This window comes from Rhodococcus (subgen. Prescottella) equi (assembly GCF_003013675.1).
Classification (GTDB): domain Bacteria; phylum Actinomycetota; class Actinomycetes; order Mycobacteriales; family Mycobacteriaceae; genus Prescottella; species Prescottella equi.
In genome coordinates, this window is the sequence record NZ_CP027793.1 from 1,080,305 (window position 1) to 1,101,904 (window position 21,600).

Consider the following 21,600-nt stretch of genomic DNA (forward strand, 5'->3'; position numbering starts at 1 on the left):
CTCAGAACGCGACAGAGAGCGCGTCGAACTCGTCGTCGTGGTTGATCGCGCGGGACTCGGGGGAGACCGTGTCTGTGACAGGGGTTGCCGACGCGCCGGTTGCACGGGACTCGAATGTCACGAGCGCCCACCGCGCGACCACCACCGCGAGCAGAGGTGCGACAGCCGGATCGCCGGCCGCGTCGACGACCCAGTCGCCGCGCGGAAGCAGCCGCTTCCCGGCCGCCTCGAGTGCGACGTCCAGAGCACGCTGGCCGGTGTGGCTGATCAGGCCGTCGTCGGCGTCGTCGACGAACCCGCTTCCCATCAGTGCGGCCTGGCTCGTCGACGACTTGATCAGCTCGATGCCGGCTTTCTTCAGCAGCGGCTCGATCACCGCCGCCGGTGAGCGGGCATCGGTCGCGATGGCGCACGGCTCGAGCGCATCGTCCAGGCGAACAATCAGATCGACGATGTCTGGGTTCGCTGCGATCCGCAGGTACCCGACCTCGACGTGGATCCGGTCGTCGTCCGTGCGCTGCGCTGCAGCGACCACCCACTGCGCGCCGACGCGGGCGATACCGATCGCGCGCGTGCCGACGAGCTCCGGATAGTCGACGAGGCCGTGCCACTGGCCTTCCTTGACGATCTGCCACGTCAGCGACGCCGCATCGACTTCCTTTGGCCAGTCACCCCGACCGAGAATCTCGACGTCGAAGCTCTTGCGCCCGGCCTGTGTCGCGAAGCCGCGCATCAGCTTCCGGATCTTCTTCGCAGTCTGGATCACGCCGTACGACGGGTTCGCGTACCGCCACGTCTCCTCGTCTTCGCGATCCATGTCGTCAGGGGCCATGTATTCGGCGTAGTAGAGCTCGGCATCGCCAGCGAGTCCGCGGTCGCGGATTTTCGACAACACCAGCCCGTTCGAGTGCTCGTCCTGGTTCACCGCCGACGACGTGTAGATCGTCTGCGGATCGTCCGCCGCGAGCTGCGCAGGGCCGAGTGCGGACATCTCGCTGTCGGTGAGGTTGTACGCCTCGTCGTAGATGACGAGGTCGAGTTTCGTCAGACCGCGCCCGGCATCCGCAGAGCGTGTGGTGAACACGACCTTGTTGCCGTTCTTCATCTCGATGACGCCGCGCCCCTGCGAGCACGTGTGCTTCAGCACTCGCTCCCGCAACGACTTACGTGGCTCGATCAGGGCCCACGTGCGCAGGTAGATGTCCTCGGCCGTCGTCCACCGCTGCGCAGTGAAGATGATCGTCTCGCCGAGCTTGAACAGTCCGTAGAGGATCCTCAGCGTGAGGATCAGGCTCTTGCCGTTCTGGCGGGGGCAGATGATGCACGCGTCCGGGTGCGTCCACGTCCCATCCGCGCTGCGAGTCAGCAGTGCGTGCAGAGTGTCCCGCTGCCACGGCATCGGCTTCGAACCGATCCGACGTGACAGCTCGGATGCCTTCTCGCCGAGCGTCGTGTCACCTTCGAACACCGACAGCGCATGCGGGGTCTGCCGACCCGTCAGCGTCGGCCAATCAGAGTCCAGCGAGGTCGTCGCCCTCACCGCTGTCGGAGTCGCCGTCACTCGCGCGCCTCCTCTCGATCTCCGCCAGCATCTGGCGGAACACCGTCGCGAGCTGCCGCGCCTCCTGCGCAGCCGAGTCGACGCGAATCTCGAGCACCTCGGTGTCACCGCGTGACGGAATGAGTCGAAGCCACAACTCCTCGTCACCGATCAGAATCTGGTGGAGGCAGTCGAGTCGATCCTTCATCCGAGCGGCCTCGACGATCAGCGCGGTCACCTCGAACGGGTCGTCGTCCTGGGTCAGCTCATCGAGCAGTTGCCGGCCGCCGTCGGCGAGGTCTTCGCGCACGTCACACCGCCTTCGCACGTGAGTTTCGACCGCCCCTGTAAAAAAGCGAGACTGGCGGCCGAGGAGTCCACATCCCCCTCCCCCTCGATAATTTCGGGGGAGGGGGGTCAGGCGTCGAGGAGTGGGGTACGGCCTCGCGTGGTGCGGCGGACGGTGTCATGGGAGGACCAGAAGCCTGCGGCGACGAGCGCTTCGTGACGGGCTTGTGCCGCCCGGAGTGTGTTGCAGCGTCTGCAGGCGGGCACGAGGTTGGGGTGGCGGTTGTCGTCCCCAATGCCGTTGAGGTGGTCGACCTGCAGTGCATCGTGAGCCGTCCTGTTGGCTTCCCATCTGACCTGGGTGCCGCACCAGTGGCAGTCGTGGATACCTGGTCCGATCTTGTCGTGGAGTGCGACGCGGTGTTCGTAGGCCATGCCTCGCTTGCCTGCTAGTGGATGCCCGGGTGTGTACACGGTGCGGTATCTGCGGCCGTGACTGGCGGTGGCTTGCGATGCGGTGGCGACTCGTTCGGTGGATCCGTGCCGGTACCAGCGGTGGTAATGCATCTTGCACCAGTCGGCCGAATATGAGCGCGCTTCCTTGGTGCAGCCGTCCACCGTGCAGGTAGGCTTCGGCATGTCGACTCCTGTTCAGTCGGCAAAGCCCCGGGAGGAGTGGAGTCCTCACCGGGGCTGTCTGCTTAGGGGTGGGTCTGGCTAGGGCCAGGGGATGAGGCGGATGCCGAGTTGGTCGTCGGCCTCGCGAGCGGTGGCGATGTCTATGCCGGTGACAGCTGGACGCAGGTGGTCGTTCGCGCCGTCTTGTCGGCTGGCATTGCACCGTTTATGGAGAAGGCGGTCAGCCACAGTGCCGCCATGAGAACGTGCCTGCGAGTGGTCGGCTTCGAGGGGGTGTCCGTCCCAGTTCTTGGTTGGATCGCGGAACATCGGGTGCGAGCACCACCAGCACGGCGATCCGTCGACGTGGTTGCGGAGCAGCCGTTCTCGTTGCTGGCGGTGGGCGTAGCCGAGACCGCGGGCGGCTGCGGACTTTTGAGTCGTCACGGTCCCTCGCGTCCAGGTCTGTGCCTTGCTTTGTGTCGGGTCTAGGTCTAGGGCTTGACAGGTTCCGCCCACCCGGTGAGCTCGCCAGCTGGGTACCGGGTGGGCGGAAGTGTGTGCGCCCGCCCCCAAGGGAAGTGGGGGCGGGCGCGGTTCCCCTGGGCGCCGATGGCTGCACCGAGGGGCCGGGACTGCCACGTGGTGGCTTGCCGCGCGCTCGGGTGGGCTGCTGCGGCTGTTGGTGTCCCGGAGGTTGATAGCCCGCATCTTGTACCGCGGCGGCGTGTGGCCGATGCGAGCAGGGGATGCGGGTGTTGGTGCTGGCCTGGAAGGACTCGAACCTTCAACCGACGCCTTAACAGGGCGCTGCTCTGCCTCTTGAGCTACAGACCAATGGGCCGCCGCTCGACCGCTGGATTCCGGGTCCAGTTGACGCGGCGGGTATTCAGTTGTCGGCTACGGCGCCGTGTTGGCGGTCCGTATGTCTATGCGGCACGTCGGGCTTTCTCGCGTGTGGCGCGTTCGGCTTTCGCGACGTCGATGAGCTTGTAGAGCTTCCGTCCGCGGGGGTCGATGCCGGCTGCGGTGAGTGTGCCGCGGTCTGCCCATGTGCGGATGGTGGATGCGCTGACGCCGCAGAGGGTGGCGGCTTCGGTGGTGTTGATGAGGGAGTCGATGCCTTCGGGTACGAGGACCGCGGTTCCTGCCATGTGTTTCCTCCTGGACAGCAGAAAGCCCCTCGCCGGTGGTGTCTTGGCTCGGGGCTTCTGCGGATACACGTCTGTCAGTGCGTCTAGTGTCTCACGAGACGTTAACGGGCGCAACTTGTTCGATGATCGAGTCGAGTGCGGAGCGGATGAGCTGTGGGTAGTCGGTGTCTCGGATGGTGTGTCCGCAGGCTTCACAGAGTATGAAGTCGGCTTGTCCGGACATGGCTGCGGTGCGGGTGAGTGTGCGGAGCCCGCAGGTGATGCATGGGGTGGGTAGTACGTAGCGGGGTCGGGTGTGGCCGAGGGTGGTTCGGATTTTGTTGTGGAGTTCGCGGATTTCGTCGGCTGCGTCTTGGCCTGCGTAGTCGAGGAGGGCTGCGGTGCGGGGGTTGAGGTAGTGCCAGGCGGCTTTGACGCGTGCGGTTTCGGATGTGGCGGCGGTTGGTGGGGTTTCGTCTAGGTGTTCGGCGAGGGCGTCGTGCCATCCGTGGAGTGTGTGGGCGATGAGGGCTGCTGTGTCGGAGGCCCATTCGGCGGGGTGTCCGTATTCGCGGGTGGGTGCGGCGCGGCCGGCGGTTGTTCGTCGGGCGGGCATGGGGAATGTGGTGGCGAGTGTGAGCCAGTCGAGGGTGAGCCAGTACAGGTGGAGTTGGAGTCGGTGTTCAGTCACCGTTGTCCTCTCGTGTGCGATGGAACCCGAGCCGCGAGGTGAGGGTGCGGATGCGGTCCTGGACGGCGCGCATGTCGTGTTCTGCGAGGTACAGCGCGGCTTCCCATGTGGATGCGTGTCCGACGAGCCTCTTTCCGCAGTCGGTACGCCAGGACTGGTGGGCGTGTTTGTGGATCCGGTAGCGGCCGTCGTCGACGTCGTAGGGGCCAAGCGTCTTCACAGCTTCTCCATATCGTCATGGCCGAAGGCGCTAATGAGTGCGACGGTTTCGACGTTGTCGCGTCCGTTGTCCTCGCGAACGTAGATCCAGCCCTGGTGTCGCTCGACCTGACCCCGGAACGTGTAGGCGTAGATCTCTGCGAAGTCGAATCGCTCGTTGTCGTCGGTCACGATCACGGTGGACGGTGGAAGCGTCGAGAGTTTGGTAATGAGTTCTCCGACGGTCATGGCTGGCCCCGTGGTCATGTTCGGCTCCTCTCTGAGATCTGCGCGGCGAGCGATCGGCATTCGGCGATGAGCTGGTCGACGGTCCACTGTCGCGACAGGCTCGGGCATTTCTCGGCCATCTCGCGTTCGAAGCGGTTGTATTCGGCGCCGCCGGCCGAGACGTGCATTCCGACGCGGCTGCGGAGTTCGTCGAGGTCCCACCAGTCGCCTCCATGTGTGGTGTCGAACCCGATCCATCCGCCTTCGCATATGCCGAATCCCCATGTGATGCCGCCGTGCACGTCGAGCTCGTCGACGTTGATTGCGGCGCCGTCGGGGATGCGTGCGTATCCGTTGAGGGCGCAGCCGAGCGGTGAGCTGTAGATGCACCAGGGGATGCCGTGGGCGAGGCCCTTGTAGAGGCGGTCGCGGGCAGGGAACGGCCAGTCGGATGGCAGGACGTCGGGCAGCCCGAGGATGCGGCGCATTTCGTCGTACGGGATCTCGGTCATCGGTTCTTCCTTCTGCCGTTGATGTGTCCGATGGTCATGAGGGCGGCTGCGGTGGTGGCGAGGATTGCGATTCCGGCGAGGTGGTGGCCGGTGGCGATGAGTGCCCATCCGGAGACTTGTATGAGGGTGAGGCCGGTGATGGCGTGGATCATGGTCGGTCCCTTCGTGGGTGGTGGCGGTCGCAGTACCAAATCCAGGCGCCGCGGTATGCGATGGCGTCGCTGGTGGGTTGGCCGCAGTCGTTGCAGTAGTGGCGTTCGGTCATGGCCGACCGGGCATCCGGAGTACTCGCTGTTTCATGCCGCCTCCCACGGGCCGACGAGGCGGTGGACGATCCCGGTTTCCGTGCTGCGGGCGGTTAATCCCTTGGCCCACTCCAGGGCCTCGGCGGCGGTGCTGAAGACGTTGGGATAGGCGATGCTGCCGCGTCGGACGGCGTACTCCCACCTTTCGGTCCTGACAGGCCCGTGGTAGCCGGCAGCCAGGATCGCGTCGGCGACTTCGCAGGGTGAGCAGATCCGGCCTTCTCGGTGTGCGTACTCGGCGACTTCATCGATCAGGTTGGCCAGTTCATCTCGCGTGCTCACAGAGTCTCCTTCGGGGCGGCCACGGCGGCCGGATTCTCTTCGCAGACAATCCAGCCGTTGCGAGCGTGCGCCCAGTGGTGCTCTGCGACAGGGTGTGGCATCTCGTAGATCGGCTTCCCGCAGTGCTTGCAGTCGTTCATTGGGCCTCCTAGATCTCGGTCGTGGTATCGGTGACGACGGGCTGTGCGGGATGCTGGCGTTCGTCCGCGGCTTCCGGCACCTCCCATGTCACTTCGAGCCACATAGCGGCTCCTGCGCCCTTCTGGGGCTCGTCGAGGCGGGGCATGTGCTTGGTCATCAACTCGGGGATGTCGTCGGTGACGAGGCCGTAGTCGACGAGTCCGTCGCAGAGGGCTTTGAGGACCGGCATGAGGTTGTCGGTGTCGCGTCGTCGTCGGTCGCGGGGCCGGTATACGAGTGCGACGGTGACGTGGTCGAGGCCGGTGGGGAGGCGGTTGCGGCAGGCCAAGATGCCAGCCTCGGCGCGGATTCGCTTGGTGAGTTTCGCTTTCTGCGCCCAATGCATTCGGTCGTTCATCGACATAGGTGGCCTCGTCCACGGAAGTTCGAGGACCGCGGTGATGATGCTCATGCGGGCACCCCCACCCTGTGGATAACGGTGTGGAGTGGAGTTCGGGGCGTGTGTGCGGCCGCGAGATCGTTCTCAGGTCGGCCCGGATGTGTGTCGAATCCGCCTGCCCCCCTGCGCGCGTTGCTTACGGAAGAACATGCATCAGGGGTGAGTAGTTCTTCGTTAGTACCGTCCGTCCGTCCGTGGATCTGCTCCAGCCTCTGCTTGCGAGCACATGCTTGAGCATTGCTACCGCGCATTGCTCGCCTCCTCTCCAGACGCGGCCGCTGCCAGGAGATCTGCCACCTCCATGCCGGCCGGAATCACGTAGCATTCCTTCCATCCACCGCCTGCATTTCCGAGGTATTTCGCGGCGTCCGCGGCAGATGAAAAGGCCCGCTCACATAGCCTCAGGAGCGCTCCATGCGCCCATGATTCGAAGTCGAATGCGTCGGTAACTGACTCGAATTCGATGAGATCCACGACCTCGGCACCCCTCAGGACGAATGGGCGCCACCTCTGCCGGTCGCTGTATCCGACCTTCACGATCCGGTCCGCAGCCCACGCGACGACGTAGATCGTCGGGGCGGTCTTCTTGTAGCCCATCAGGCCCCCTTCTCATTGGCCCAGCGCTTCTGTGCGGCTTTGCGGGCCTTGTCGCTTCGGGCCTTCGCTTCGTCGTCACTCACCTGGTATTCGTCCCAGCCGTTGATGCTCCAGCCGCCTTCTGCGAGGTGCCAGAGCCCGACCTCGACGAGCTTCTTCGCATCGTTCGGCAGACCGCCGATGACTCTCAGTGCGGCGCGAGGGATGAATCCGTCGAGGCCATGTTTGCCGGTGTAGGTCATCCCTGAGAGGTGCACCACGATCGCGCGGTGCTGCTTCTCATCGGCGAGGTAGAGCATCTTCGGGTGGTCGAATGTAGTTGTGTCCAGCCGAATCCAGGGCAGACCCATCGCTGCGTCCTCCTTCCTCTTCGTCGTCTTCTGTTGGGCACCAGCGCCCACTCATGGGGCGGTCGCCTCTGCCGCTTCGCCCGAGCGACACCCATACGGCGAGCAACCATCTGGGTCGCCGTACTCGCTGATTTCGTCGTCGATCGTCATCTGGGCGTCGGCCCATTCCCGTGACGTCACGCGCCCGATCGGCGCGATCGACAACGGCACACGTGACCGATGTAGGAAGGCCTCGCCGTCGAGCGGCTTCGCCGACGCACCACCCTTGCGGATGCGTTCGTCGAAATCGCAAGCGTCCGCCCACTGCTCGGGGTGCTGGTCGCGCATGATCCGCCACTGCTGGTTGCCGTGGAATGGGCAGCCGATGCACGCGCTCTTGGCGGTGTGGCCCCAGCCCGAGGCCTTGAGCCAGCGTTCACACGCCTTCCGATCCATGCCCAGCTCGAGGAGCGGGTAGCGGGGCCGCTCGTACTGCACATCGAGACGGTCGCGGACACGGTGCACCTCGTCCGTGGAGAATCCGATCCACTGCTCGGCGTACACGCCGCGGGGCACGCGGATCGGGTGCGGGTATCCGAGGAGCTCGCGAACCTGCTTCTTGATCGGCTTGAGCTTGTACTCGCTGGTGCACTGCCGGCGGCCCATGCCGTCGCTGCCGTCTGCGTTCCGAGTGAAGTACGGCACCGATACGAATCGACGATCCGGATCGAGGAAGTCGGACCGCAGGTTCCCGGACGTCACCCGGTGCAGCGGGATGCCGGCGCGGTCGAACTCGGCTTGCAGTCGGTCGACCTGCTCGTAGACAGCGGGTGGCTCCCAGCCGGTGTCGGCGAAGATGGCTGCGTTGAGGCCAGGCAGCGTGCCGTCACAGGCCATGAGCGCGAGGACAGTCGACTGCACACCGGCGCCGAGGGACAACACTCGAATCGCTGGTTCGCTCATGCCTTGTCTCCGTCCACACGCACAAACGGAGCCCAGCGTTCGACCGCCCAGTCCGGGTGGGTGTTTGCGAACTCGACGCCCGGACGCCATTCGGTGATCCGCTGGCCGTCCCGATTCACGAACACCGGGCTCTTATCGCCGTACCGGGTCGATCCCTGGTAGCGCACACCGTCCGGCACGTCCTGCCATGTCGGCCAGGGCTTCCCCGGTGTGCCATCCGGCCCACTGTCCGGGTGGTCGCTGGGATCGTCGCAGTCGCCCGTGTCGGCGAAGCAGCCATGCTCGTGCGGTGATGCATCGCAGTCGCCGGCGCCCGTGCACCGCCCGCTGTCCGGGACGGGCACAGCAGGCGGGGTGTCGTACGGGTTGAGCGGCGGATCGTTCGGAATGCCTCCGGGCAAACTCTGATTCCCGGCGAAATCGAATCCCTCCTCGAACCCCTCGTCCCACGCCTGTGCCGCGCCCGTCCCGCCTTCGGGGAGTAGACGCCCATCAGCCGCGAGGAACGCGAGGATGAACTTGACGTACTGAATTCGCCGCTCTTGCTCACTCGTCGACAGGTCGTGCCACTGGTTGTATCCGCCGAACTCTTCCTGGACGAGTCGCTTCGCAAGCTGGAGAACCTCAACCTCGCGGGCTGCCTCGGCCTCCCAGGCCTTCACTGCATCGCGAACGATGAACAGTGCGGAGAGGCTGCCATCCGGGCCGATGTGCCCTGACTGCTCGAGCGCGTCGAGTACGCGGTGTGCCAGCTCGGGTGTGATCGTGGCGTTCATGCCTCACTCCTTGGGGTTGCAGTGGTCCCGCCGTCGGCACACTCGGCGAGGTGGGTGCCGCGGTGCACGAGCTTCGGTGCCACGCGCCGGCGGGGCATCACGTAGACGGGCAGATGGCAGTGCTCACAGGTGTCGGTCATCGGATCCCCCTGACTATTCGGTCGGCGACCGCGACGACATCGCCTGCGGCCAAGACGATTGCGGCAGCGACGCCGGTCGCCGTCAGAGCGACGGCGAGGACAGCATCGGAAAGTCGGCGAGTCATGCGGCACTCCGATCACGTTGGATCTGGCGTTCGGACACTCCGAGCTGGTCGGCGATCGCGCCGGCGGACAGGCCCTGGGCGGTCAGATCGGCGACCTGCTCGACGCGGTCCGCGCGTGCACCGCTGCGATCGGCGGTGGTGCGGGCGGACCGGGGTGGTGTCACCCGCGGGTCGTCGATGTCGTAGCCCTCCCACTCGAACGGGTTCAACCAGCCCTTGCGGGCCGCAGACGCGCGCGCAATCTTCGACGGGCCAGGAGTCGCCGACAGTGCTTCGTAGACGTCACGGATCCGGGCCCACGTCCGGTAGTCGATGCGCGTGCGGCGTTGCATGGCGGTGAGCGCGGTCGCCTCCATGCCGATCCGGTCGCCGATGTCTCGCGCGCTCCAGCCGAGGGCCTGCAAGGCGCGAGTGCGTCGCAATGCGCCGATCGTGAGGACGGTCCGCTGATTCGGGTGCGGCAGTGGCTGCACCCGTGTCAGCCGCTCAGCCACCCACACCCGCGTCTGCTGATGGACGCCGTCACGGATGAACCGGACGGTGGTGTCGGGCACCCCGGCCTGCCAGGCGATCATCCGCGGGTTCATGCCGAAGCCGAGGAGTTCGAGGACGTGCGCCCGAACCGGGCCGGCGTCGACGAGGGTGTCGACGCCGGCCGCCGCCATCTTGCGTTTGCGGGCGATCGAGTGCTTCGTGCTCGGCGCCCAAGCGATCTGCGATCGAGGGTGTGCGCGGGTGCTCACTGTGGTTCCTTCAGGTCTGCGAGGCGGCCGTCGATGACGGCGCGCACGGTGGTGCAGTCTTCGTCGGCGAGGGCTGCGGCCTGCTTCCACAACTTCCGGAGGGCATCGACGTCGGGGGCCTCTTCGACGGCGGCAAGGAGCGAGCTCGCGTCGGCTTTCACCGCAGGCTTCGAATCCGTCTGCGACGCTGCGGGCATCGGCTCCACGATGTACGGCGCACGCTTCCCACGGGTCACGGTGAGCGCCAACTGGAGGCGCTTGTCGATGTGGGAGAGGTGGCTGACGCGGATCCCGCCGACGTCCTGGCCGCCGAACCTGACAGCGGGGTCGCGGAACAGGGTCATCCGCCGGCCCGCGTAGCCCGACGCGTCCGCGCCCCACGCGGCAACCAAGATGCGCCGCACCGTCTTGCTAGGCCGGAACGGCCGGCCGGGGAACTCCACGAGATGGACGTTCACCGGCTGCTCAGCTGAGCCTTTCGTGACCTTCTCGACCGTGACGGTGCGAGGGCCGCTGAGAAGGTCTTCCGCATTGAGCTGGTCAGACCTCGGTGCAATCGATTCTGTGAGATCCATCGTCAGACCACCATTTCCATCTCGATGATTCGTTCCGTGAGGGGGAATCCGACGACCGACTCCGCATAGAGGCGGATCATCTCGGCGGCATTCGCTTCGAACGCGTGAACCGCGGCCGTGATCGCGTCGAACCACCGCTGATCCGGGTACACGCGCTTCACCCACAGGTGCATGCCGCCGGAATAGCTGATGTAGTCGATCCACTTCCGACCGGACACCAGCAGCCCGCACTGCAGTTGCGCCATGTTCTCGGCCGGCGGGTGACCAGATATGACGGTCTCGACCTGCTTCTTCTGTCGACGGGACTTGATCTCGATCAGTCCGTCGTCACCGACCAGGCCGTCGGGCGAGTAGCCGATCCGGACGCCGTTGTCGTCGCGGATCATCATCCCGATCTCCCGCACGGGCGCGAAGTGCTCGCTGTAGATGTCGCGGGCCCGGGGTTCGTCCTCGATTCCGCGGAGCATGTCGTCGCTGACATACGTCGGGTCGGTCCAGTTGGTGATGCGTTCCGCGACGAGATTCGCTGTGACACTGCGGGCTGTGTCGTTCCTGGCGGTCTCGAACACGATGCTCGAGCTGCCTCGACGTGCGGCCTCGGCGCGCTCGGGGTGCAGCGTCTTGATCGTGGCGCCGGCCTTCATCTTGCTGCGGCACGGATCGTTCGCGGGTGCGTCGCAGGCGGGGCAGGCGTAGTCGATCGCCGACAGCGACCGAGTGGTGATCAGGTTGCCGACGACCGACGCTGTGACGATCCCTCGGCGCTGGGCGTGCCACTCGTCCGTCCCTTGCAGTAGGTCTGGGAGTTCGATCAGCTTCGGGCCGGTCATGCTGTCTCCTCGAGGTAGTCGGCGGCCAGCTCGTCGCGGGACGTGAGATCCGGTGCGAATGTGTGGATCCGGCCGAGGGTGTTGAGCCGGTCGGGGCTGTAGCCGGTCCAATGCATGTCGCCGGCCGTGACGACAGGGAGGGCCTTGTAGCCGAGTGCAGCGACTGCCGCGGCCGCGTCCGGGTCAGTGGTGACGTCCCGATACGTGTGCGGGGTGCCCTGCTTGTCGAGGTGCCGGACGGTGAGCTTGCAGCCCTGGCAGCCCGGTTTGCCGTAGACGGTGACCGCGACAGGCTGGTTCGGGAAATCGGTAACAGTCATTCGTCGTCCTTGGGGTCGTCCATCATCTCGCCGATCTGGTGCCACTGATCGCGAGTGAGCTGGAAACCGAGCTGCACCTCGTCCTGCTCGATCAGCAGGAGGACAGCGCGCTGGTTCGTAGGGAATTTGAGGGTGGGGCGGGCCACCAAACTGGTGTGCCCGTCGCGGATTTCGATCACGGTCGGCTCCTGTAGTGCGCGATGAAGAAGGCGGTTTCGAACCGGTCGTCGTGCGTGAACTCGGTCCGGTAGGTGGGCAGCCCGTCCCGTCGGGCCCGCGCGTACTCGTGCGAGCCGACCTGCTGCCACGGGCTGAACCCGGCTGGTGTCGGTGGCATCACTGCCTCCCGACGATCGCGTTGGCAAGCTGGTGGTACGGGTCCGCTTCCCACTCGGCTTGAAGGTCTTCGATGCGCCGGCGCTCGGCAGCGAGTCGCTTCTCGCGGACGGTGCGGTGGTCCGGGCCGGAACACACCGGGGTGCACGGGGCTTCACGCCACATCAGATGTCGGTGGCAGTACCACCAAGACGGGGGGATCATCGGCCCTCCAGTTGGTCAGCGATCCGGTTGTCGCGGGCCCGGTCCCATGCGTCAGCCGGGTCGGCGAGCGGATCGAACAACTTCGGCGCGTTGGGGTCGTCGTAGCGGATGCGCTCGATCGGATCGGTCATGGCGCACCCCAGCCGATTGCGGCGAACATCGCGACCACACCGATCACGCAGCACCAGACGAGGAGCGTCGTCCACGCGTGACGCCGGCAGTCACACCGAAACTCGTCGGCCGTGTCGAGGATCCGGTCGTCGTCGTCGTCGTGCTGCTGCGCTGCAATGTGATCCGGCCAGAAGTTGCTGTGGTCGGTGTCGGTCATGCGCCACCGCCGTCAGGGGCAACGCCCCAGCGCGCCGGGATCTCATCGAGCCAGGCCTGGAGCCGGGCGACGACGGCGCGCGCCTGCTCCTCGTTGAGATGCACATGACCGGGTGAAGTTGTCTCACCCGACTCGACTGCCAGCCATACGTGCGGACCGCTTGCCGCCGAGGACTCGTAGACGTCGACGGTGTGCCCGTACGTGGTCGCGACGGGGGTTCCGTACCGATGGAATCCGCGTGGAGTAGTCGTGATCTCGATGTCGCTCATGCCATCACCTCGGCGAGGAGGAACGCCTGGAACACCGAGACGGGGATGCCGTCGCGGTGGCAGCCGCGGCCGGTCGGCGGATAGTCGACGCCCATACGGGCGTACAGCTCTTGGATCGTCATGAACCCTCCACAGGGTGTAGTCATCTGCGCAGCAACCCATCCAGGGGTTTCGCGTCGAAAGAAGTGGGGCCGGTGGTGGCAGGCGGGTGCGGCCATCTGGACCGCGAACAGGAACCCCAGTCGGGGCCCGCCACCACCGGTGGACTAGGTGGTCGCCGCGATGATGTCGGCGGCCAGGGCGCGCGCCTCGGCGTGGGACAGAATCAGCAGCGCCGGCAGTGCACCAACCGGAGCACCGAGGATTGCGATAGCCTCCGGGCTGATCGGAAGCACCTGCGGACCAGACGGCTCGGGTGGCCGCGCACACGCACGGTCCGCGGCGAGAATCTCTTCCGCAGCTCGCAGTCGCCGGGCGGCAGTCTCATCCATGCAACTCATGCCGCCTCCTCGTTCCAGCGGGCCAGATTCCGGGCGACAGCCTCGGCGCCGGCCGGGGTCAGCAGCAGCGTCTGCTGCACCTCGCCGTTCACACGCGGCGCCTTGTGCAGCGGCCGCAGCCGGAAGTACGACTTCTTCTCAGCGAACGCCCGGTACTGGTGGATCGTCTCCTTGCGGCCCTTCGAGTTCGACCAGCGGCTACCGGTGACCCGGTAGATCCAGCGGTGCTCGATGAGGGTTTCGCGGAGCGCGGCTTCGCCGATCTGCAGCTGGTTCGCGAGAGTACGGAACTGGATCAGGTCTTCGTCGGCGACGAACTCGTTGACGTACGCGGCCTTCGGTGCGAGCTCCGCGATCGTCGCGTCCTTCGCTGCGAGGACCTGCTTGGCTTCGACGAGCGCGCGAGCCATCAGCTCGGGGCCGGTGAGTGCCGGCGTCCCGTAGGCGCCGGTGCGGCGGATGGTCGGCAGCACCTCTGCGGTGATCCACCGCCGGAAGCGCGCGGCCTCCGGCTTGTCCGAGCGGATCACGACCTCGTACATGCCGGGCTCCGACACGAGGATCATCTGCTGCGGACCACCCGAGGTCTGAAGGGTGTGAGTCTGACTCACCCCCTCCGCCAGGCGATCTCGGACGCGGGAGGGTGTGCCGAGTCCGAGGACTCGACACAGATCGGTCAGGACGAACCAGGGTTCGCCGTCGATGTCGAGCACACGTACGCGCTCGTTCTCGTACTGGAAGGGGACGAGTTGTGCAGTAGCATCTGACACGTCTACCTCCTTCTGGGTGTTTGGTTGGACATCGGCCGCCGGCAGCTGGTACCTGCTGGCGGCCTTCTCGTTTCATCCGCCCCACGAACGAGGGGGCGGGAATGGCCTGGTGGCATCGGTCGTCAGAGTTGTCTCCGCCGCATGGAATACGACGGGTTCGGCACCTTGAAACCAGAGGCAGGTGTATGAGCTGACGCGCTCACCAGGCGAAACATCACGCTATGAAGGTGTGAAAGGGCGACCCACGTGGGAGCGTGGGGTGAAGATGTGATGCGGGAGCGGCCTAGATCAGGCCAGGGGAGTGTCTACGCTGTGCGCAGACGTCGACGCTTGCGCGCCTTAGGGTTTCGCATGTACTCGTCGATATCGTCGCGATGAATGCGCCAGGAGCCGTTTCGTCCGGCGGCCTGGAATCCGACGAGCTGTTCGGTGTGGAGAAGGTGCAGGACGGTCTGCGGGTGGCGGCGCATGTACTCGCCTGCCTCCTTGACCGTCATCCACGGGCTGCCGCTGGTCATTTCGAACCCACGTCCCGTTCCGGCAGGAACTCGCTGACTTCTCGATTGAGCGCGTTGGCGATGAGGGCGAGTTGGTCGACGTCGAAAGGTCGAGTGGCCTTGAGTCGGTGTCCTAGAGTGGTCCTTGGGATCCCGGTCTTGACCGCGACCGAGTGGAGGTTCTCCCCGGCCTGATCGATAGCGGCTTGGACTGCTTCCGCTATCCGGGTGCTGAGCTTGTCCATACGGACAACTCTATTGCCCAAACGGGCAAATTGCAAGGGTAAATCACAAGCGTATCGTTTGCCCGAACGGGACGTAGGTTCGCCCAAAGGGATTGCCCTTGTGTCCATATGGACATATGTTGTAACGCATGGACACGGATACGACCCGCGATGCCATTCGTAACGCCATCGGCAATGAGATACGCGCCGCACGTGCGCGCCGGGGTATTACACAGAACGAGCTGGCGGACCAGTCCGGAATCTCGCACACAACGATCGTTCGTCTCGAGTCGGGGAAGAGGACTGTCGACGTCGTTCAGCTATTCGCGATCTGTAAGGTCCTGGACGTCGACCCCGGCGTGCTGCTCGACGCAGCCCAGTCGGCGCAGGGCGCCGAGGAGAGCTGACGCGCGGACGCGGAGCGTGTTCGCCTCGGTGACGACTTCGTCAATGTCCGGTACTGCCATGTAGATCCTCCCCGTTCGAACAAGTATTCGAATGATAAAGGGAAACCAGACCAACCGCCAGCATCTAGCAAACGACGCGCCGTAGTAGACAGGGGGACGACGTGGCATCGGTGAGACAACTCCCATCCGGCAAGTGGCAGGCGCGCTACGTCGACAGCGCCGGCCGTCACCGATCCGCCGGCAGCTGGCCCAACCAGAAGATGGCACTCGGCAAGGCGCAGGCCGCCGAGGACTCCGAGCGCATCGAGCCCACGAGTGCCGAGGCGGCCCGGATGACATGGGGCGAGTGGAAGCCGCACTGGGAAGCCGGCAGGCGAGTCGCAGCTGGCACCGCAGGACGCGATCGTGGCCGACTCGCAAAGCATGTGGACCCGAAGTGGGGCGACGTCAAGCTGAACAAGATCACGGGGCACGGAATCCAGGTGTGGCTCCGCGAACTCGAGGACGCAGGACTGTCCGCATCATCGGTTCAGAAGTGCTTCCACCTGCTCTCGTCATCGCTCCGCGCTGCCGAGTTCGCGCGCATGATCCCGTCGAACCCGGCCAAGGGGGTGAAGCTCCCGAAGGGCGGCAAGAACGTCGATCGATACCTCACTCGCGATGAAGTCGCTGACCTGGCCGGGGTACTCGACGACGCCGATCGGCTCGTTGTCGAGCTGCTCGTCGGAACGGGGCTGCGTCTCGGGGAGGCTCTCGGATTGCACTGGGAATCCGTCGACCTGTCGCGCCGAACGATTCACGTCGCGCGGTCATGGGATCCGGTCGGCGGATCCATGAAGCCCCCGAAGTCGTGGCAGCAACGGACGGTCCCGATATCCCGCTCCCTCGCGGAGTTGCTCGAGAAGGAGCTGCGCGGTCGAGGTCCCGGATCGCCGCCGGACGTCGAGTACCACCGAGAGGTGCGCGCGCGGTCCGGGCTGGTGCTGCCGGCCCGCCGCGGCCACGGGCCGCTGGGGGAGAAGCATCTACGGTCACGATGGAACGACGCGTTCGCACTCGCTAGTGTCGTCCGCACGAAGCGTGGCCAGGAGCCCATCGCCCCCGCACGTATCCACGATCTCAGGCACACCTACGCCTCATGGCTGGTGCAGGACGGCGTCTCGATCTACGAACTGAAGAACCTTCTGGGGCACGAGTCCGTGAAGACGACGGAGCGCTACGCGCACCTGGCGCCCACGCAGTGGGATGCGGTTCGGGCGGCACTCGGTGACCCGCCCGCCGGCCGTGCCAAGAAACGTGCCAACTAGGGGCACATTCAGACACTCGCAGAGACTGCAGTGAGGGCGAGGAAGTTGGCGAGAGTTTGCTGGTAGAGGTGCGATTTACGCACGCTCACTCACTCTGACTCGGATACCGAGATCGCTCTTTTAATCCGCAGGTCGTAGGTTCGAGCCCTACTGGGGGCACCGCTCGACCCCCGTCTGGCCCCTTGGGTCCGGCGGGGGTTTCTTGTATGCCGAGGATCATCCGGCCGGGATGCGGGTGAGAAGTTCGACACGCTTCGCGATGGCAACAACGTCCCGTGGCTTCGTCCGGTCCGTCTCCCTCCCTGGACGAAATCCTCGTCGACCACGCCGAAAGCTGGCTCGTTGTCGATGGTGCAGAGTTTTCGTTCTTGATCGCCGAGGAGGTGACGGAGGGCTCACGTCAACATTCTCTCGGTAGCGGTCACTCTGTTGCCTCGGGCGGTCATGGTGGTAGGCGATCCACAGTCTGCTCGAGTCGATCGCCATCAGGGGTGGCCGAAGTGACGGCGTCACCCTGCTCCATGAGCGGACGCTTCGCCGTCCAATCGCGGCTTCCAGACCTACCGCCGACTGCGACGCCCTGCAGTCTCATTTCGACATCCCGGGCCGGGCCTGTCTCGTTCACGAATGCGAGCACGAATGCGAGCAACTGCCCGCGTCCGCGATAGACGCTCCAGGTCATGACATCTGCTTCGGTTGGTGAATCTGGCGATCACACCGTAGGAGACGAGGGTGACTCGGCGGCGGATATCACTACCGCGTCGACTACTGCTGGTGGTGTGCGACGAGCGGACTCCCTGTTCGACGACGATGAGTCCGCGTTCGATGCCATCCGGCGGGTTCACACGACGGTACTGAGCGTCGGTCACTGCGTAGGCTGCAGAGGGTCACCGGCAACGTGCGGTAGGAGGACTTCGCCAGGATCGTCGAGCCGTCGAGCGCGCCATCGCATCGACTCGAAACAGCAGCCACGACATCAACCAAGGGTGCAGCTCTCCGAGTCCTCGTATCGCGACTCGCTCCATTCTTCATCTTTGCACTGCAGTACAAAAGTAAAGAATCGAGTGCGCTGCGGTTTTCCCGCTTCCGAAAGTTCGCATTCGTGCAGGTGGTCTTGAGTGTTTCGACTGAGACTCCGTGCGGCTGCCTGTCGAGCGTTTGATAGCACGAGCGCACTTAACTCGACCCTGTATGAATTCGGAAAACCTACTGCCCGGTAGATTTACGAATTTGCCACAAGTTTCATTTCTCGTGATCTAGCGTGATCCGCATCACGATGCTGTATCGGGCCCGGCAGCGATGTGATGCAACAGCTTTCTCCACGAGGGCCATCAACCCGAACGAAGGGCGAGCATGCAGGTGAAGACAAAGCTGTCGGCCGCAGGTGCGATCGCGGGTGCAGCAGCAATGGCGTTCCTCGGCACTGGCGTTGCCAATGCCGCCCCCGCGTTGAACGCGGTTCCCACGGCGAACTACCAGATGTGTGGCACCGTCTACACGGGCGGTTCCTGGGTGGCCAACGCGGCACCGCCGAGCGCGGCGACCGGCGTCTCCGGAGCGACGGTCAAGGGCACGCTGTACAACTCGGGCGGCACCAAGGTCACCGACTACAGCACCACCACCGACGCCAACGGCCGCTACTGCATCCAGGGCACCTCAGCTCTCGTCTCCACTGTGACCAGCGGCGGTTACGTCAAGCTCGAGACGCCGGGTAGCGGCACCACGCCGGCGAACCAGTGGGAAACCGCCGGAATCTACGAGTCCGACTTCTTCGACCACCTGTACACGTCCATCGTCCCGTTCATCACGCAGTCGGCAGACCAGTTCCACATCGTCCGCTAGACACACCCCGGCGTCACCACCTGGTGGTGGCAGATCCTTGTCGAACCGGCGGGCCCGTCGCACACGTTGCGGACCCGCCGATTCGACGGAGAATCGTCCACCCGCAAGATCAAGAGAATGGTTACCGCATGTCCGTTGATTTCTTCACTGCCCTGCGAACATTCGTCACAGGACTCGCCCCGATTCTCGGAGGCTCCCTGGACGGACTGAACGCGATGTCCATGGACTCGTCCTCGACCGGAACGGAGTAATACGTTGCTTTCCATCGCCGAAGCCACCGCCTCGCTGGGGCAGACCGTCACCCAGATGATTCCGACGCTGTACTCGGCCTTGATCGGTCGAGCCGTGTCGCTGTCTCTGGGCGTGAACGTGTGAGTGCAGAAATCAACAGAAGGGTGAACGTGTGATGTCGCTGCAAGACTTCTTCATGGACCTGCTCATCGTCGGAGCCGGGTCCTGGTTCGGGAACGACACCCCCACTGGTGTCGGGTCCAGCCAGCTTTTATTCAATTTCCTCAAGGATTTGTCGTAAGGAGACACTGAATGTCCAGCGATTACTTCGACGGCTTCTTGGATATGCTGCTCGGACTCGGCAACGTCACCATGGTCGGTTTGCTCACCGCGTCTATGGAAGGTGCCGGTTGGTCGAGCCTGAACTCAGCTAGCGGCGGAGCCTGACCGGCGCCACCGAGGAACGAGGCCCCACGCCCGATGACGAGTTGTCCCCCGCATGCGGTGACGACTTCGAGTCGGCCGGACCGGGCGGCGACGGCACACTGACGGACCCGATGTTGGGGCCGACACGGTATCCGTGTCGGCCCCAACAGCATTCAGCAACAGGGGGGTAGCTGCGGTGTGCAGAATCTTGGTGGAAACGATCGACGATCTCGATGGACGGAAGATCGAAGCTGGGGGAGAAACGATCGAGTTCTCCGTGGACGGGGAGGCCTACTCCATCGACTTACGGGACGAGAACGCGAAAGAGCTGCGTGATGTTCTCGCCGGCTACATCCGCCGTGCCCGCCGCGTCGGCGGCCACAAGCGGTGGGCAACGGAGCTGGTGCCCGAAAGCGGTGTGCCCGTCGTACGCCGATGGGCGCACGAGAAGGGCTACCCACTGCCCCGAAAATCGCGCCTCCCCCGGACCGTTCTCGAGCACTACGCAGTCGCACATTCCGACTGACAGCATGCGGTCCCACGTGTTCCACCTCGTACCGTCGAGCACGTATCTTCCAGGTAGCCGACGACGATTGCGACACAGTGACGTCGAACGCGTCATCCGTCGGTTGGTGGACAACGCCTCCGTCGAACAACGCCGGAACCTGGCGGTTCATGCAGTTCGCTGCCTGACACAATTGGACGGCCTGACCGACGCGGCCGAGACCGAACTTCTTCCCGCCGCCAGCCGCGCACTCTGTCTGGCCTGCGCTGACCCAGTACGCGTCGAGATCGACACTCTCGGCGATTGGATCGCCGCATGGGAAACAGCGCACATCCACCGAGACGAGGAGACCGCCGACGTCCTCCTCGCTGCAATGTGCGGACTAACGTGCTGGTACCGCTTTCGAAAGAGCGGGGCCAGCGAGCCAATCGCGGCGATGGCGCTCACGTTGCTCGAAGTCGCCGGGCTCGACGTCTCATCCGCAGCGTTCGACAATCGCCCCCTCGCTGACCCCCACCTGATTGACCAGTTCGGCAGAATCAGCGCGCTGCTCACCCGTGATGAGAAGTCGTATACCGTGGCGCGCGTTCAAGCAGGTCAGGGCTGACGGAACACAAAGGAACCCCAAACGGCGCGATGATCACACCGATTCCGGGTGATCGGGCGCGGGAGCAGGTCCTCGGTGGGGCATCAGGCGGGAGCAGGTCCTCGGTGGGGCATCAGTAGGACTACGCGATTGCCCTCCACGGATCCAGTGCCTCGACCGCAGTCCTCCGCCGGCCGTCGGGAACCTTCGTGTAGATCTGCGTCGTCGACAGCGACGCGTGGCGCAGCAGTTCCTGGACGACGCGGAGGTCGGCTCCGTCGTCGAGGAGCGTCGTGCCGTACCAGTGCCGTAGGCCGTGGGCTGTGCGTTGAATCCCGGCTCGCCGCATCGCCTTCCCTATGATTTGGCTGACCGACTTCGAATTGGATGTGTTCGCCGGGGCGGGTCGCATTCGCTGGGAACCACCACCCGCGCGCCGGCATCGTTAGGGACGTTGGCGGCTATCCCGAGGAATCGGGTGCTTCCCGCCGGCGTTCCTGCCGCTCCGGTCGGAGGGGTGGTCGTGGTTCGAGCCCTACTGGGGGCACGTGCAGGCGGTTCACTCCGCCGCCGTTCAGCGGCCCGTTTAACTTCGGAGCGGGCCGCTGACGCGTTTCCTCCAGTGTGGGGCTCGCTCGACTCCCCGCCGCGAGCCGCCGTCGCACCCCTTCGTGCTCGTGGCGAGGAGGGGATCCGGACGTATATCCGCAATGGTGAGAAAGTCCATTTTGCAGGTATTGTTGAAACAGTTGATTCCTGAGTTCGCGAGTGGCGGTTGGTGCATTTATCGATCCGTTATTGAAGAACACAACGGCAGGTCTGTTCCACTGTTACTGTGACGTCGTCATCATTCACGGAATTCCAATTCAGGAGGCTCGAATGGGCAGCATCTTCGACCTGATCTTCAATCTGTTCAATGGAAATGCCTTCAGTTCCGACGTGACGTTCGGGTCTGCGAACAGTGGCAGCAACATCAGCGGCAGCACCTTCGGTGGCAGCACGGCGACTCCGCCGGTGTAGGGGGAACTCTTCCAGCGCAATGCGATTCCGCAGTCTGGACGGATCGAAACGTGCTGACCGCCGAGGGGCGGAAACGATCCGTGCGAACCTGCTCGAGTGGGTTTCGCACGGATCGTTCGCATGAGTTGCCACCCGTTCACAGGCCTGCGGCGCAACGGGAAATCGGGCACGGAAAATGCGAGCGGGCCGCCCGCACATGTGGTCGGGCCACCCGATCACGATTCGGAACCGAAGACGCTCCCCGGCGCGAGCGAGAGGGTAAACAGTTTCCATTCAATTTTTCTCGTGAAGGTTCGTTCGCCCGGAATGAACCGTGGGGCACTGAACAAACGTGTGAACGGTATCCGGAGAGAACGTTCGGTGATGAGGGGGCGC

40 protein-coding genes and 1 tRNA gene are annotated in these 21,600 nt (G+C 64.8%); 7 read left to right on the top strand and 34 right to left on the bottom strand.

Going from position 1 to position 21,600, the window contains the following annotated elements; genetic code table 11:
- Position 1: 1 nt before the first annotated feature.
- From C7H75_RS05120 to C7H75_RS05250, 33 genes are all read right to left on the bottom strand, one after another.
- Complete coding sequence (locus tag C7H75_RS05120; RefSeq protein WP_233281860.1) at positions 2 to 1,561, bottom strand: terminase large subunit domain-containing protein; 1,560 nt, start codon at positions 1,559 to 1,561, stop codon at positions 2 to 4.
- Positions 1,512 to 1,850 (bottom strand): hypothetical protein, encoded by a 339-nt coding sequence (locus tag C7H75_RS05125; RefSeq protein ID WP_106851019.1) that lies wholly within the window; start codon positions 1,848 to 1,850, stop codon positions 1,512 to 1,514. Before C7H75_RS05125 ends, C7H75_RS05120 begins: the two co-directional genes overlap by 50 nt.
- Positions 1,851 to 1,957: 107 nt before the next feature.
- On the bottom strand, positions 1,958 to 2,467 hold the full coding sequence (locus C7H75_RS25655) for a hypothetical protein (RefSeq protein WP_159025972.1): 510 nt from the start codon (positions 2,465 to 2,467) through the stop codon (positions 1,958 to 1,960).
- Positions 2,468 to 3,210: 743 nt separating this feature from the next.
- A tRNA-Asn gene (locus C7H75_RS05135) sits at positions 3,211 to 3,283 on the bottom strand.
- 92 nt (positions 3,284 to 3,375) lie between these two features.
- Positions 3,376 to 3,600, bottom strand: coding sequence for a helix-turn-helix domain-containing protein (locus C7H75_RS05140; RefSeq protein WP_016046388.1), 225 nt, complete (start codon positions 3,598 to 3,600; stop codon positions 3,376 to 3,378).
- A gap of 91 nt (positions 3,601 to 3,691) precedes the next feature.
- Entirely contained in the window at positions 3,692 to 4,270 is a 579-nt protein-coding gene (locus C7H75_RS05145) for a hypothetical protein (protein ID WP_106851021.1), read from the bottom strand.
- Positions 4,263 to 4,490, bottom strand: coding sequence for a hypothetical protein (locus C7H75_RS05150; RefSeq protein ID WP_106851022.1), 228 nt, complete (start codon positions 4,488 to 4,490; stop codon positions 4,263 to 4,265). The genes C7H75_RS05145 and C7H75_RS05150 overlap by 8 nt, the downstream gene beginning before the upstream one ends.
- Positions 4,487 to 4,735 carry a hypothetical protein gene (locus C7H75_RS05155; protein ID WP_159025973.1) on the bottom strand — a complete coding sequence of 83 codons (249 nt, stop codon included), beginning with the start codon at positions 4,733 to 4,735 and terminating at the stop codon, positions 4,487 to 4,489. The genes C7H75_RS05150 and C7H75_RS05155 overlap by 4 nt, the downstream gene beginning before the upstream one ends.
- The gene (locus tag C7H75_RS05160) at positions 4,732 to 5,208 is read right to left on the bottom strand and encodes a hypothetical protein (RefSeq protein ID WP_106851024.1); all 477 of its coding nucleotides are present in this window, start codon (positions 5,206 to 5,208) and stop codon (positions 4,732 to 4,734) included. The genes C7H75_RS05155 and C7H75_RS05160 overlap by 4 nt, the downstream gene beginning before the upstream one ends.
- On the bottom strand, positions 5,205 to 5,360 hold the full coding sequence (locus C7H75_RS25660; RefSeq protein ID WP_159025974.1) for a hypothetical protein: 156 nt from the start codon (positions 5,358 to 5,360) through the stop codon (positions 5,205 to 5,207). The genes C7H75_RS05160 and C7H75_RS25660 overlap by 4 nt, the downstream gene beginning before the upstream one ends.
- Before the next feature lie 144 nt (positions 5,361 to 5,504).
- A complete protein-coding gene (locus C7H75_RS05165; protein ID WP_106851025.1) occupies positions 5,505 to 5,795 on the bottom strand; it encodes a hypothetical protein in 291 nt (96 codons plus the stop codon).
- Positions 5,792 to 5,935 carry a hypothetical protein gene (locus tag C7H75_RS25665; RefSeq protein ID WP_159025975.1) on the bottom strand — a complete coding sequence of 48 codons (144 nt, stop codon included), beginning with the start codon at positions 5,933 to 5,935 and terminating at the stop codon, positions 5,792 to 5,794. The genes C7H75_RS05165 and C7H75_RS25665 overlap by 4 nt, the downstream gene beginning before the upstream one ends.
- Positions 5,936 to 5,943: 8 nt before the next feature.
- On the bottom strand, positions 5,944 to 6,387 hold the full coding sequence (locus C7H75_RS05170; RefSeq protein WP_106851026.1) for a hypothetical protein: 444 nt from the start codon (positions 6,385 to 6,387) through the stop codon (positions 5,944 to 5,946).
- A 228-nt stretch (positions 6,388 to 6,615) separates the two neighbouring features.
- Positions 6,616 to 6,972, bottom strand: a complete 357-nt coding sequence (locus tag C7H75_RS05175; RefSeq protein WP_106851027.1) for a hypothetical protein — start codon at positions 6,970 to 6,972, stop codon at positions 6,616 to 6,618.
- On the bottom strand, positions 6,972 to 7,322 hold the full coding sequence (locus C7H75_RS05180) for a hypothetical protein (RefSeq protein WP_106851028.1): 351 nt from the start codon (positions 7,320 to 7,322) through the stop codon (positions 6,972 to 6,974). Before C7H75_RS05180 ends, C7H75_RS05175 begins: the two co-directional genes overlap by 1 nt.
- 51 nt (positions 7,323 to 7,373) lie before the next feature.
- Positions 7,374 to 8,264 carry an adenine nucleotide alpha hydrolase family protein gene (locus C7H75_RS05185; protein WP_106851029.1) on the bottom strand — a complete coding sequence of 297 codons (891 nt, stop codon included), beginning with the start codon at positions 8,262 to 8,264 and terminating at the stop codon, positions 7,374 to 7,376.
- Complete coding sequence (locus C7H75_RS05190) at positions 8,261 to 9,040, bottom strand: hypothetical protein (RefSeq protein ID WP_106851030.1); 780 nt, start codon at positions 9,038 to 9,040, stop codon at positions 8,261 to 8,263. Before C7H75_RS05190 ends, C7H75_RS05185 begins: the two co-directional genes overlap by 4 nt.
- A complete protein-coding gene (locus C7H75_RS25910; protein WP_175280016.1) occupies positions 9,037 to 9,180 on the bottom strand; it encodes a hypothetical protein in 144 nt (47 codons plus the stop codon). Before C7H75_RS25910 ends, C7H75_RS05190 begins: the two co-directional genes overlap by 4 nt.
- Positions 9,181 to 9,301: 121 nt before the next feature.
- Positions 9,302 to 10,048 carry a response regulator transcription factor gene (locus C7H75_RS05195; protein WP_106851031.1) on the bottom strand — a complete coding sequence of 249 codons (747 nt, stop codon included), beginning with the start codon at positions 10,046 to 10,048 and terminating at the stop codon, positions 9,302 to 9,304.
- Complete coding sequence (locus C7H75_RS05200; protein WP_175280017.1) at positions 10,045 to 10,623, bottom strand: hypothetical protein; 579 nt, start codon at positions 10,621 to 10,623, stop codon at positions 10,045 to 10,047. The genes C7H75_RS05195 and C7H75_RS05200 overlap by 4 nt, the downstream gene beginning before the upstream one ends.
- 2 nt (positions 10,624 to 10,625) lie before the next feature.
- Positions 10,626 to 11,453 carry a YqaJ viral recombinase family protein gene (locus C7H75_RS05205; RefSeq protein ID WP_106851032.1) on the bottom strand — a complete coding sequence of 276 codons (828 nt, stop codon included), beginning with the start codon at positions 11,451 to 11,453 and terminating at the stop codon, positions 10,626 to 10,628.
- Entirely contained in the window at positions 11,450 to 11,773 is a 324-nt protein-coding gene (locus C7H75_RS05210; RefSeq protein WP_084978734.1) for a glutaredoxin family protein, read from the bottom strand. Before C7H75_RS05210 ends, C7H75_RS05205 begins: the two co-directional genes overlap by 4 nt.
- Positions 11,770 to 11,952, bottom strand: a complete 183-nt coding sequence (locus tag C7H75_RS05215) for a hypothetical protein (RefSeq protein ID WP_106851033.1) — start codon at positions 11,950 to 11,952, stop codon at positions 11,770 to 11,772. The genes C7H75_RS05210 and C7H75_RS05215 overlap by 4 nt, the downstream gene beginning before the upstream one ends.
- On the bottom strand, positions 11,949 to 12,110 hold the full coding sequence (locus C7H75_RS25915; protein ID WP_175272071.1) for a hypothetical protein: 162 nt from the start codon (positions 12,108 to 12,110) through the stop codon (positions 11,949 to 11,951). Before C7H75_RS25915 ends, C7H75_RS05215 begins: the two co-directional genes overlap by 4 nt.
- Positions 12,110 to 12,313, bottom strand: coding sequence for a hypothetical protein (locus C7H75_RS05220; protein ID WP_106851034.1), 204 nt, complete (start codon positions 12,311 to 12,313; stop codon positions 12,110 to 12,112). The genes C7H75_RS25915 and C7H75_RS05220 overlap by 1 nt, the downstream gene beginning before the upstream one ends.
- Complete coding sequence (locus tag C7H75_RS26300) at positions 12,310 to 12,444, bottom strand: hypothetical protein (RefSeq protein WP_262510139.1); 135 nt, start codon at positions 12,442 to 12,444, stop codon at positions 12,310 to 12,312. Before C7H75_RS26300 ends, C7H75_RS05220 begins: the two co-directional genes overlap by 4 nt.
- Positions 12,441 to 12,641, bottom strand: a complete 201-nt coding sequence (locus tag C7H75_RS05225) for a hypothetical protein (protein WP_106851035.1) — start codon at positions 12,639 to 12,641, stop codon at positions 12,441 to 12,443. Before C7H75_RS05225 ends, C7H75_RS26300 begins: the two co-directional genes overlap by 4 nt.
- Entirely contained in the window at positions 12,638 to 12,910 is a 273-nt protein-coding gene (locus C7H75_RS05230) for a hypothetical protein (RefSeq protein ID WP_106851036.1), read from the bottom strand. Before C7H75_RS05230 ends, C7H75_RS05225 begins: the two co-directional genes overlap by 4 nt.
- Entirely contained in the window at positions 12,907 to 13,032 is a 126-nt protein-coding gene (locus C7H75_RS26305) for a hypothetical protein (protein ID WP_262510140.1), read from the bottom strand. Before C7H75_RS26305 ends, C7H75_RS05230 begins: the two co-directional genes overlap by 4 nt.
- A gap of 144 nt (positions 13,033 to 13,176) precedes the next feature.
- On the bottom strand, positions 13,177 to 13,401 hold the full coding sequence (locus C7H75_RS05235; protein ID WP_106851037.1) for a hypothetical protein: 225 nt from the start codon (positions 13,399 to 13,401) through the stop codon (positions 13,177 to 13,179).
- 5 nt (positions 13,402 to 13,406) lie between these two features.
- The gene (locus C7H75_RS05240; protein WP_233281859.1) at positions 13,407 to 14,180 is read right to left on the bottom strand and encodes a phage antirepressor; all 774 of its coding nucleotides are present in this window, start codon (positions 14,178 to 14,180) and stop codon (positions 13,407 to 13,409) included.
- A gap of 305 nt (positions 14,181 to 14,485) precedes the next feature.
- Positions 14,486 to 14,698, bottom strand: a complete 213-nt coding sequence (locus C7H75_RS05245) for a helix-turn-helix domain-containing protein (protein ID WP_081205188.1) — start codon at positions 14,696 to 14,698, stop codon at positions 14,486 to 14,488.
- Positions 14,695 to 14,922, bottom strand: a complete 228-nt coding sequence (locus C7H75_RS05250) for a helix-turn-helix domain-containing protein (protein ID WP_005515235.1) — start codon at positions 14,920 to 14,922, stop codon at positions 14,695 to 14,697. The genes C7H75_RS05245 and C7H75_RS05250 overlap by 4 nt, the downstream gene beginning before the upstream one ends.
- 128 nt (positions 14,923 to 15,050) lie before the next feature.
- Between C7H75_RS05250 and C7H75_RS05255 the strand changes: the two genes are divergently transcribed.
- The 6 genes from C7H75_RS05255 (at position 15,051) to C7H75_RS05275 (ending at position 20,226) form a co-directional block, all read left to right on the top strand.
- Positions 15,051 to 15,308 (top strand): helix-turn-helix domain-containing protein, encoded by a 258-nt coding sequence (locus C7H75_RS05255; protein ID WP_005515234.1) that lies wholly within the window; start codon positions 15,051 to 15,053, stop codon positions 15,306 to 15,308.
- Between the two features lie 161 nt (positions 15,309 to 15,469).
- Complete coding sequence (locus C7H75_RS05260; protein WP_106851039.1) at positions 15,470 to 16,615, top strand: tyrosine-type recombinase/integrase; 1,146 nt, start codon at positions 15,470 to 15,472, stop codon at positions 16,613 to 16,615.
- Positions 16,616 to 17,968: 1,353 nt separating this feature from the next.
- Entirely contained in the window at positions 17,969 to 18,457 is a 489-nt protein-coding gene (locus tag C7H75_RS05265) for a hypothetical protein (RefSeq protein WP_084848009.1), read from the top strand.
- 543 nt (positions 18,458 to 19,000) lie between these two features.
- Positions 19,001 to 19,135 (top strand): hypothetical protein, encoded by a 135-nt coding sequence (locus tag C7H75_RS26310; protein ID WP_255221270.1) that lies wholly within the window; start codon positions 19,001 to 19,003, stop codon positions 19,133 to 19,135.
- 190 nt (positions 19,136 to 19,325) lie between these two features.
- Entirely contained in the window at positions 19,326 to 19,640 is a 315-nt protein-coding gene (locus C7H75_RS05270; RefSeq protein WP_159025976.1) for a histone-like nucleoid-structuring protein Lsr2, read from the top strand.
- 106 nt (positions 19,641 to 19,746) lie between these two features.
- Complete coding sequence (locus C7H75_RS05275) at positions 19,747 to 20,226, top strand: hypothetical protein (protein ID WP_081121496.1); 480 nt, start codon at positions 19,747 to 19,749, stop codon at positions 20,224 to 20,226.
- A gap of 121 nt (positions 20,227 to 20,347) precedes the next feature.
- Here the strand turns inward: C7H75_RS05275 and C7H75_RS05280 are convergent, their stop codons facing one another.
- Entirely contained in the window at positions 20,348 to 20,554 is a 207-nt protein-coding gene (locus C7H75_RS05280; protein WP_273545440.1) for a tyrosine-type recombinase/integrase, read from the bottom strand.
- A gap of 530 nt (positions 20,555 to 21,084) precedes the next feature.
- On the opposite strand from C7H75_RS05280, the gene C7H75_RS25920 reads away from it, so the two are divergent.
- Positions 21,085 to 21,225, top strand: coding sequence for a hypothetical protein (locus C7H75_RS25920; protein WP_005515232.1), 141 nt, complete (start codon positions 21,085 to 21,087; stop codon positions 21,223 to 21,225).
- The last annotated feature ends 375 nt before the right edge of the window (positions 21,226 to 21,600 follow it).

Bases quoted from the DNA above. Each gene is read 5' to 3' on its own strand.
- C7H75_RS05205 (WP_106851032.1), bottom strand. From the start codon at position 11,453: ATGACCGGCCCGAAGCTGATCGAACTCCCAGACCTACTGCAAGGGACG.
- C7H75_RS25655 (WP_159025972.1), bottom strand. From the start codon at position 2,467: ATGCCGAAGCCTACCTGCACGGTGGACGGCTGCACCAAGGAAGCGCGC.
- C7H75_RS05200 (WP_175280017.1), bottom strand. From the start codon at position 10,623: ATGGATCTCACAGAATCGATTGCACCGAGGTCTGACCAGCTCAATGCG.
- C7H75_RS25665 (WP_159025975.1), bottom strand. From the start codon at position 5,935: ATGAACGACTGCAAGCACTGCGGGAAGCCGATCTACGAGATGCCACAC.
- C7H75_RS05210 (WP_084978734.1), bottom strand. From the start codon at position 11,773: ATGACTGTTACCGATTTCCCGAACCAGCCTGTCGCGGTCACCGTCTAC.
- C7H75_RS05230 (WP_106851036.1), bottom strand. From the start codon at position 12,910: ATGAGCGACATCGAGATCACGACTACTCCACGCGGATTCCATCGGTAC.
- C7H75_RS05255 (WP_005515234.1), top strand. From the start codon at position 15,051: ATGGACACGGATACGACCCGCGATGCCATTCGTAACGCCATCGGCAAT.
- C7H75_RS26305 (WP_262510140.1), bottom strand. From the start codon at position 13,032: ATGACGATCCAAGAGCTGTACGCCCGTATGGGCGTCGACTATCCGCCG.
- C7H75_RS05175 (WP_106851027.1), bottom strand. From the start codon at position 6,972: ATGGGCTACAAGAAGACCGCCCCGACGATCTACGTCGTCGCGTGGGCT.
- C7H75_RS05160 (WP_106851024.1), bottom strand. From the start codon at position 5,208: ATGACCGAGATCCCGTACGACGAAATGCGCCGCATCCTCGGGCTGCCC.
- C7H75_RS05155 (WP_159025973.1), bottom strand. From the start codon at position 4,735: ATGACCACGGGGCCAGCCATGACCGTCGGAGAACTCATTACCAAACTC.
- C7H75_RS05190 (WP_106851030.1), bottom strand. From the start codon at position 9,040: ATGAACGCCACGATCACACCCGAGCTGGCACACCGCGTACTCGACGCG.
- C7H75_RS26300 (WP_262510139.1), bottom strand. From the start codon at position 12,444: ATGACCGATCCGATCGAGCGCATCCGCTACGACGACCCCAACGCGCCG.
- C7H75_RS05235 (WP_106851037.1), bottom strand. From the start codon at position 13,401: ATGGATGAGACTGCCGCCCGGCGACTGCGAGCTGCGGAAGAGATTCTC.
- C7H75_RS25660 (WP_159025974.1), bottom strand. From the start codon at position 5,360: ATGATCCACGCCATCACCGGCCTCACCCTCATACAAGTCTCCGGATGG.
- C7H75_RS25910 (WP_175280016.1), bottom strand. From the start codon at position 9,180: ATGACCGACACCTGTGAGCACTGCCATCTGCCCGTCTACGTGATGCCC.
- C7H75_RS05220 (WP_106851034.1), bottom strand. From the start codon at position 12,313: ATGATCCCCCCGTCTTGGTGGTACTGCCACCGACATCTGATGTGGCGT.
- C7H75_RS26310 (WP_255221270.1), top strand. From the start codon at position 19,001: ATGTCCAGCGATTACTTCGACGGCTTCTTGGATATGCTGCTCGGACTC.
- C7H75_RS05185 (WP_106851029.1), bottom strand. From the start codon at position 8,264: ATGAGCGAACCAGCGATTCGAGTGTTGTCCCTCGGCGCCGGTGTGCAG.
- C7H75_RS25915 (WP_175272071.1), bottom strand. From the start codon at position 12,110: ATGCCACCGACACCAGCCGGGTTCAGCCCGTGGCAGCAGGTCGGCTCG.
- C7H75_RS05180 (WP_106851028.1), bottom strand. From the start codon at position 7,322: ATGGGTCTGCCCTGGATTCGGCTGGACACAACTACATTCGACCACCCG.
- C7H75_RS05245 (WP_081205188.1), bottom strand. From the start codon at position 14,698: ATGACCAGCGGCAGCCCGTGGATGACGGTCAAGGAGGCAGGCGAGTAC.
- C7H75_RS25920 (WP_005515232.1), top strand. From the start codon at position 21,085: ATGGGCAGCATCTTCGACCTGATCTTCAATCTGTTCAATGGAAATGCC.
- C7H75_RS05250 (WP_005515235.1), bottom strand. From the start codon at position 14,922: ATGGACAAGCTCAGCACCCGGATAGCGGAAGCAGTCCAAGCCGCTATC.
- C7H75_RS05265 (WP_084848009.1), top strand. From the start codon at position 17,969: ATGCAGGTGAAGACAAAGCTGTCGGCCGCAGGTGCGATCGCGGGTGCA.
- C7H75_RS05170 (WP_106851026.1), bottom strand. From the start codon at position 6,387: ATGAGCATCATCACCGCGGTCCTCGAACTTCCGTGGACGAGGCCACCT.
- C7H75_RS05140 (WP_016046388.1), bottom strand. From the start codon at position 3,600: ATGGCAGGAACCGCGGTCCTCGTACCCGAAGGCATCGACTCCCTCATC.
- C7H75_RS05225 (WP_106851035.1), bottom strand. From the start codon at position 12,641: ATGACCGACACCGACCACAGCAACTTCTGGCCGGATCACATTGCAGCG.
- C7H75_RS05280 (WP_273545440.1), bottom strand. From the start codon at position 20,554: ATGCGGCGAGCCGGGATTCAACGCACAGCCCACGGCCTACGGCACTGG.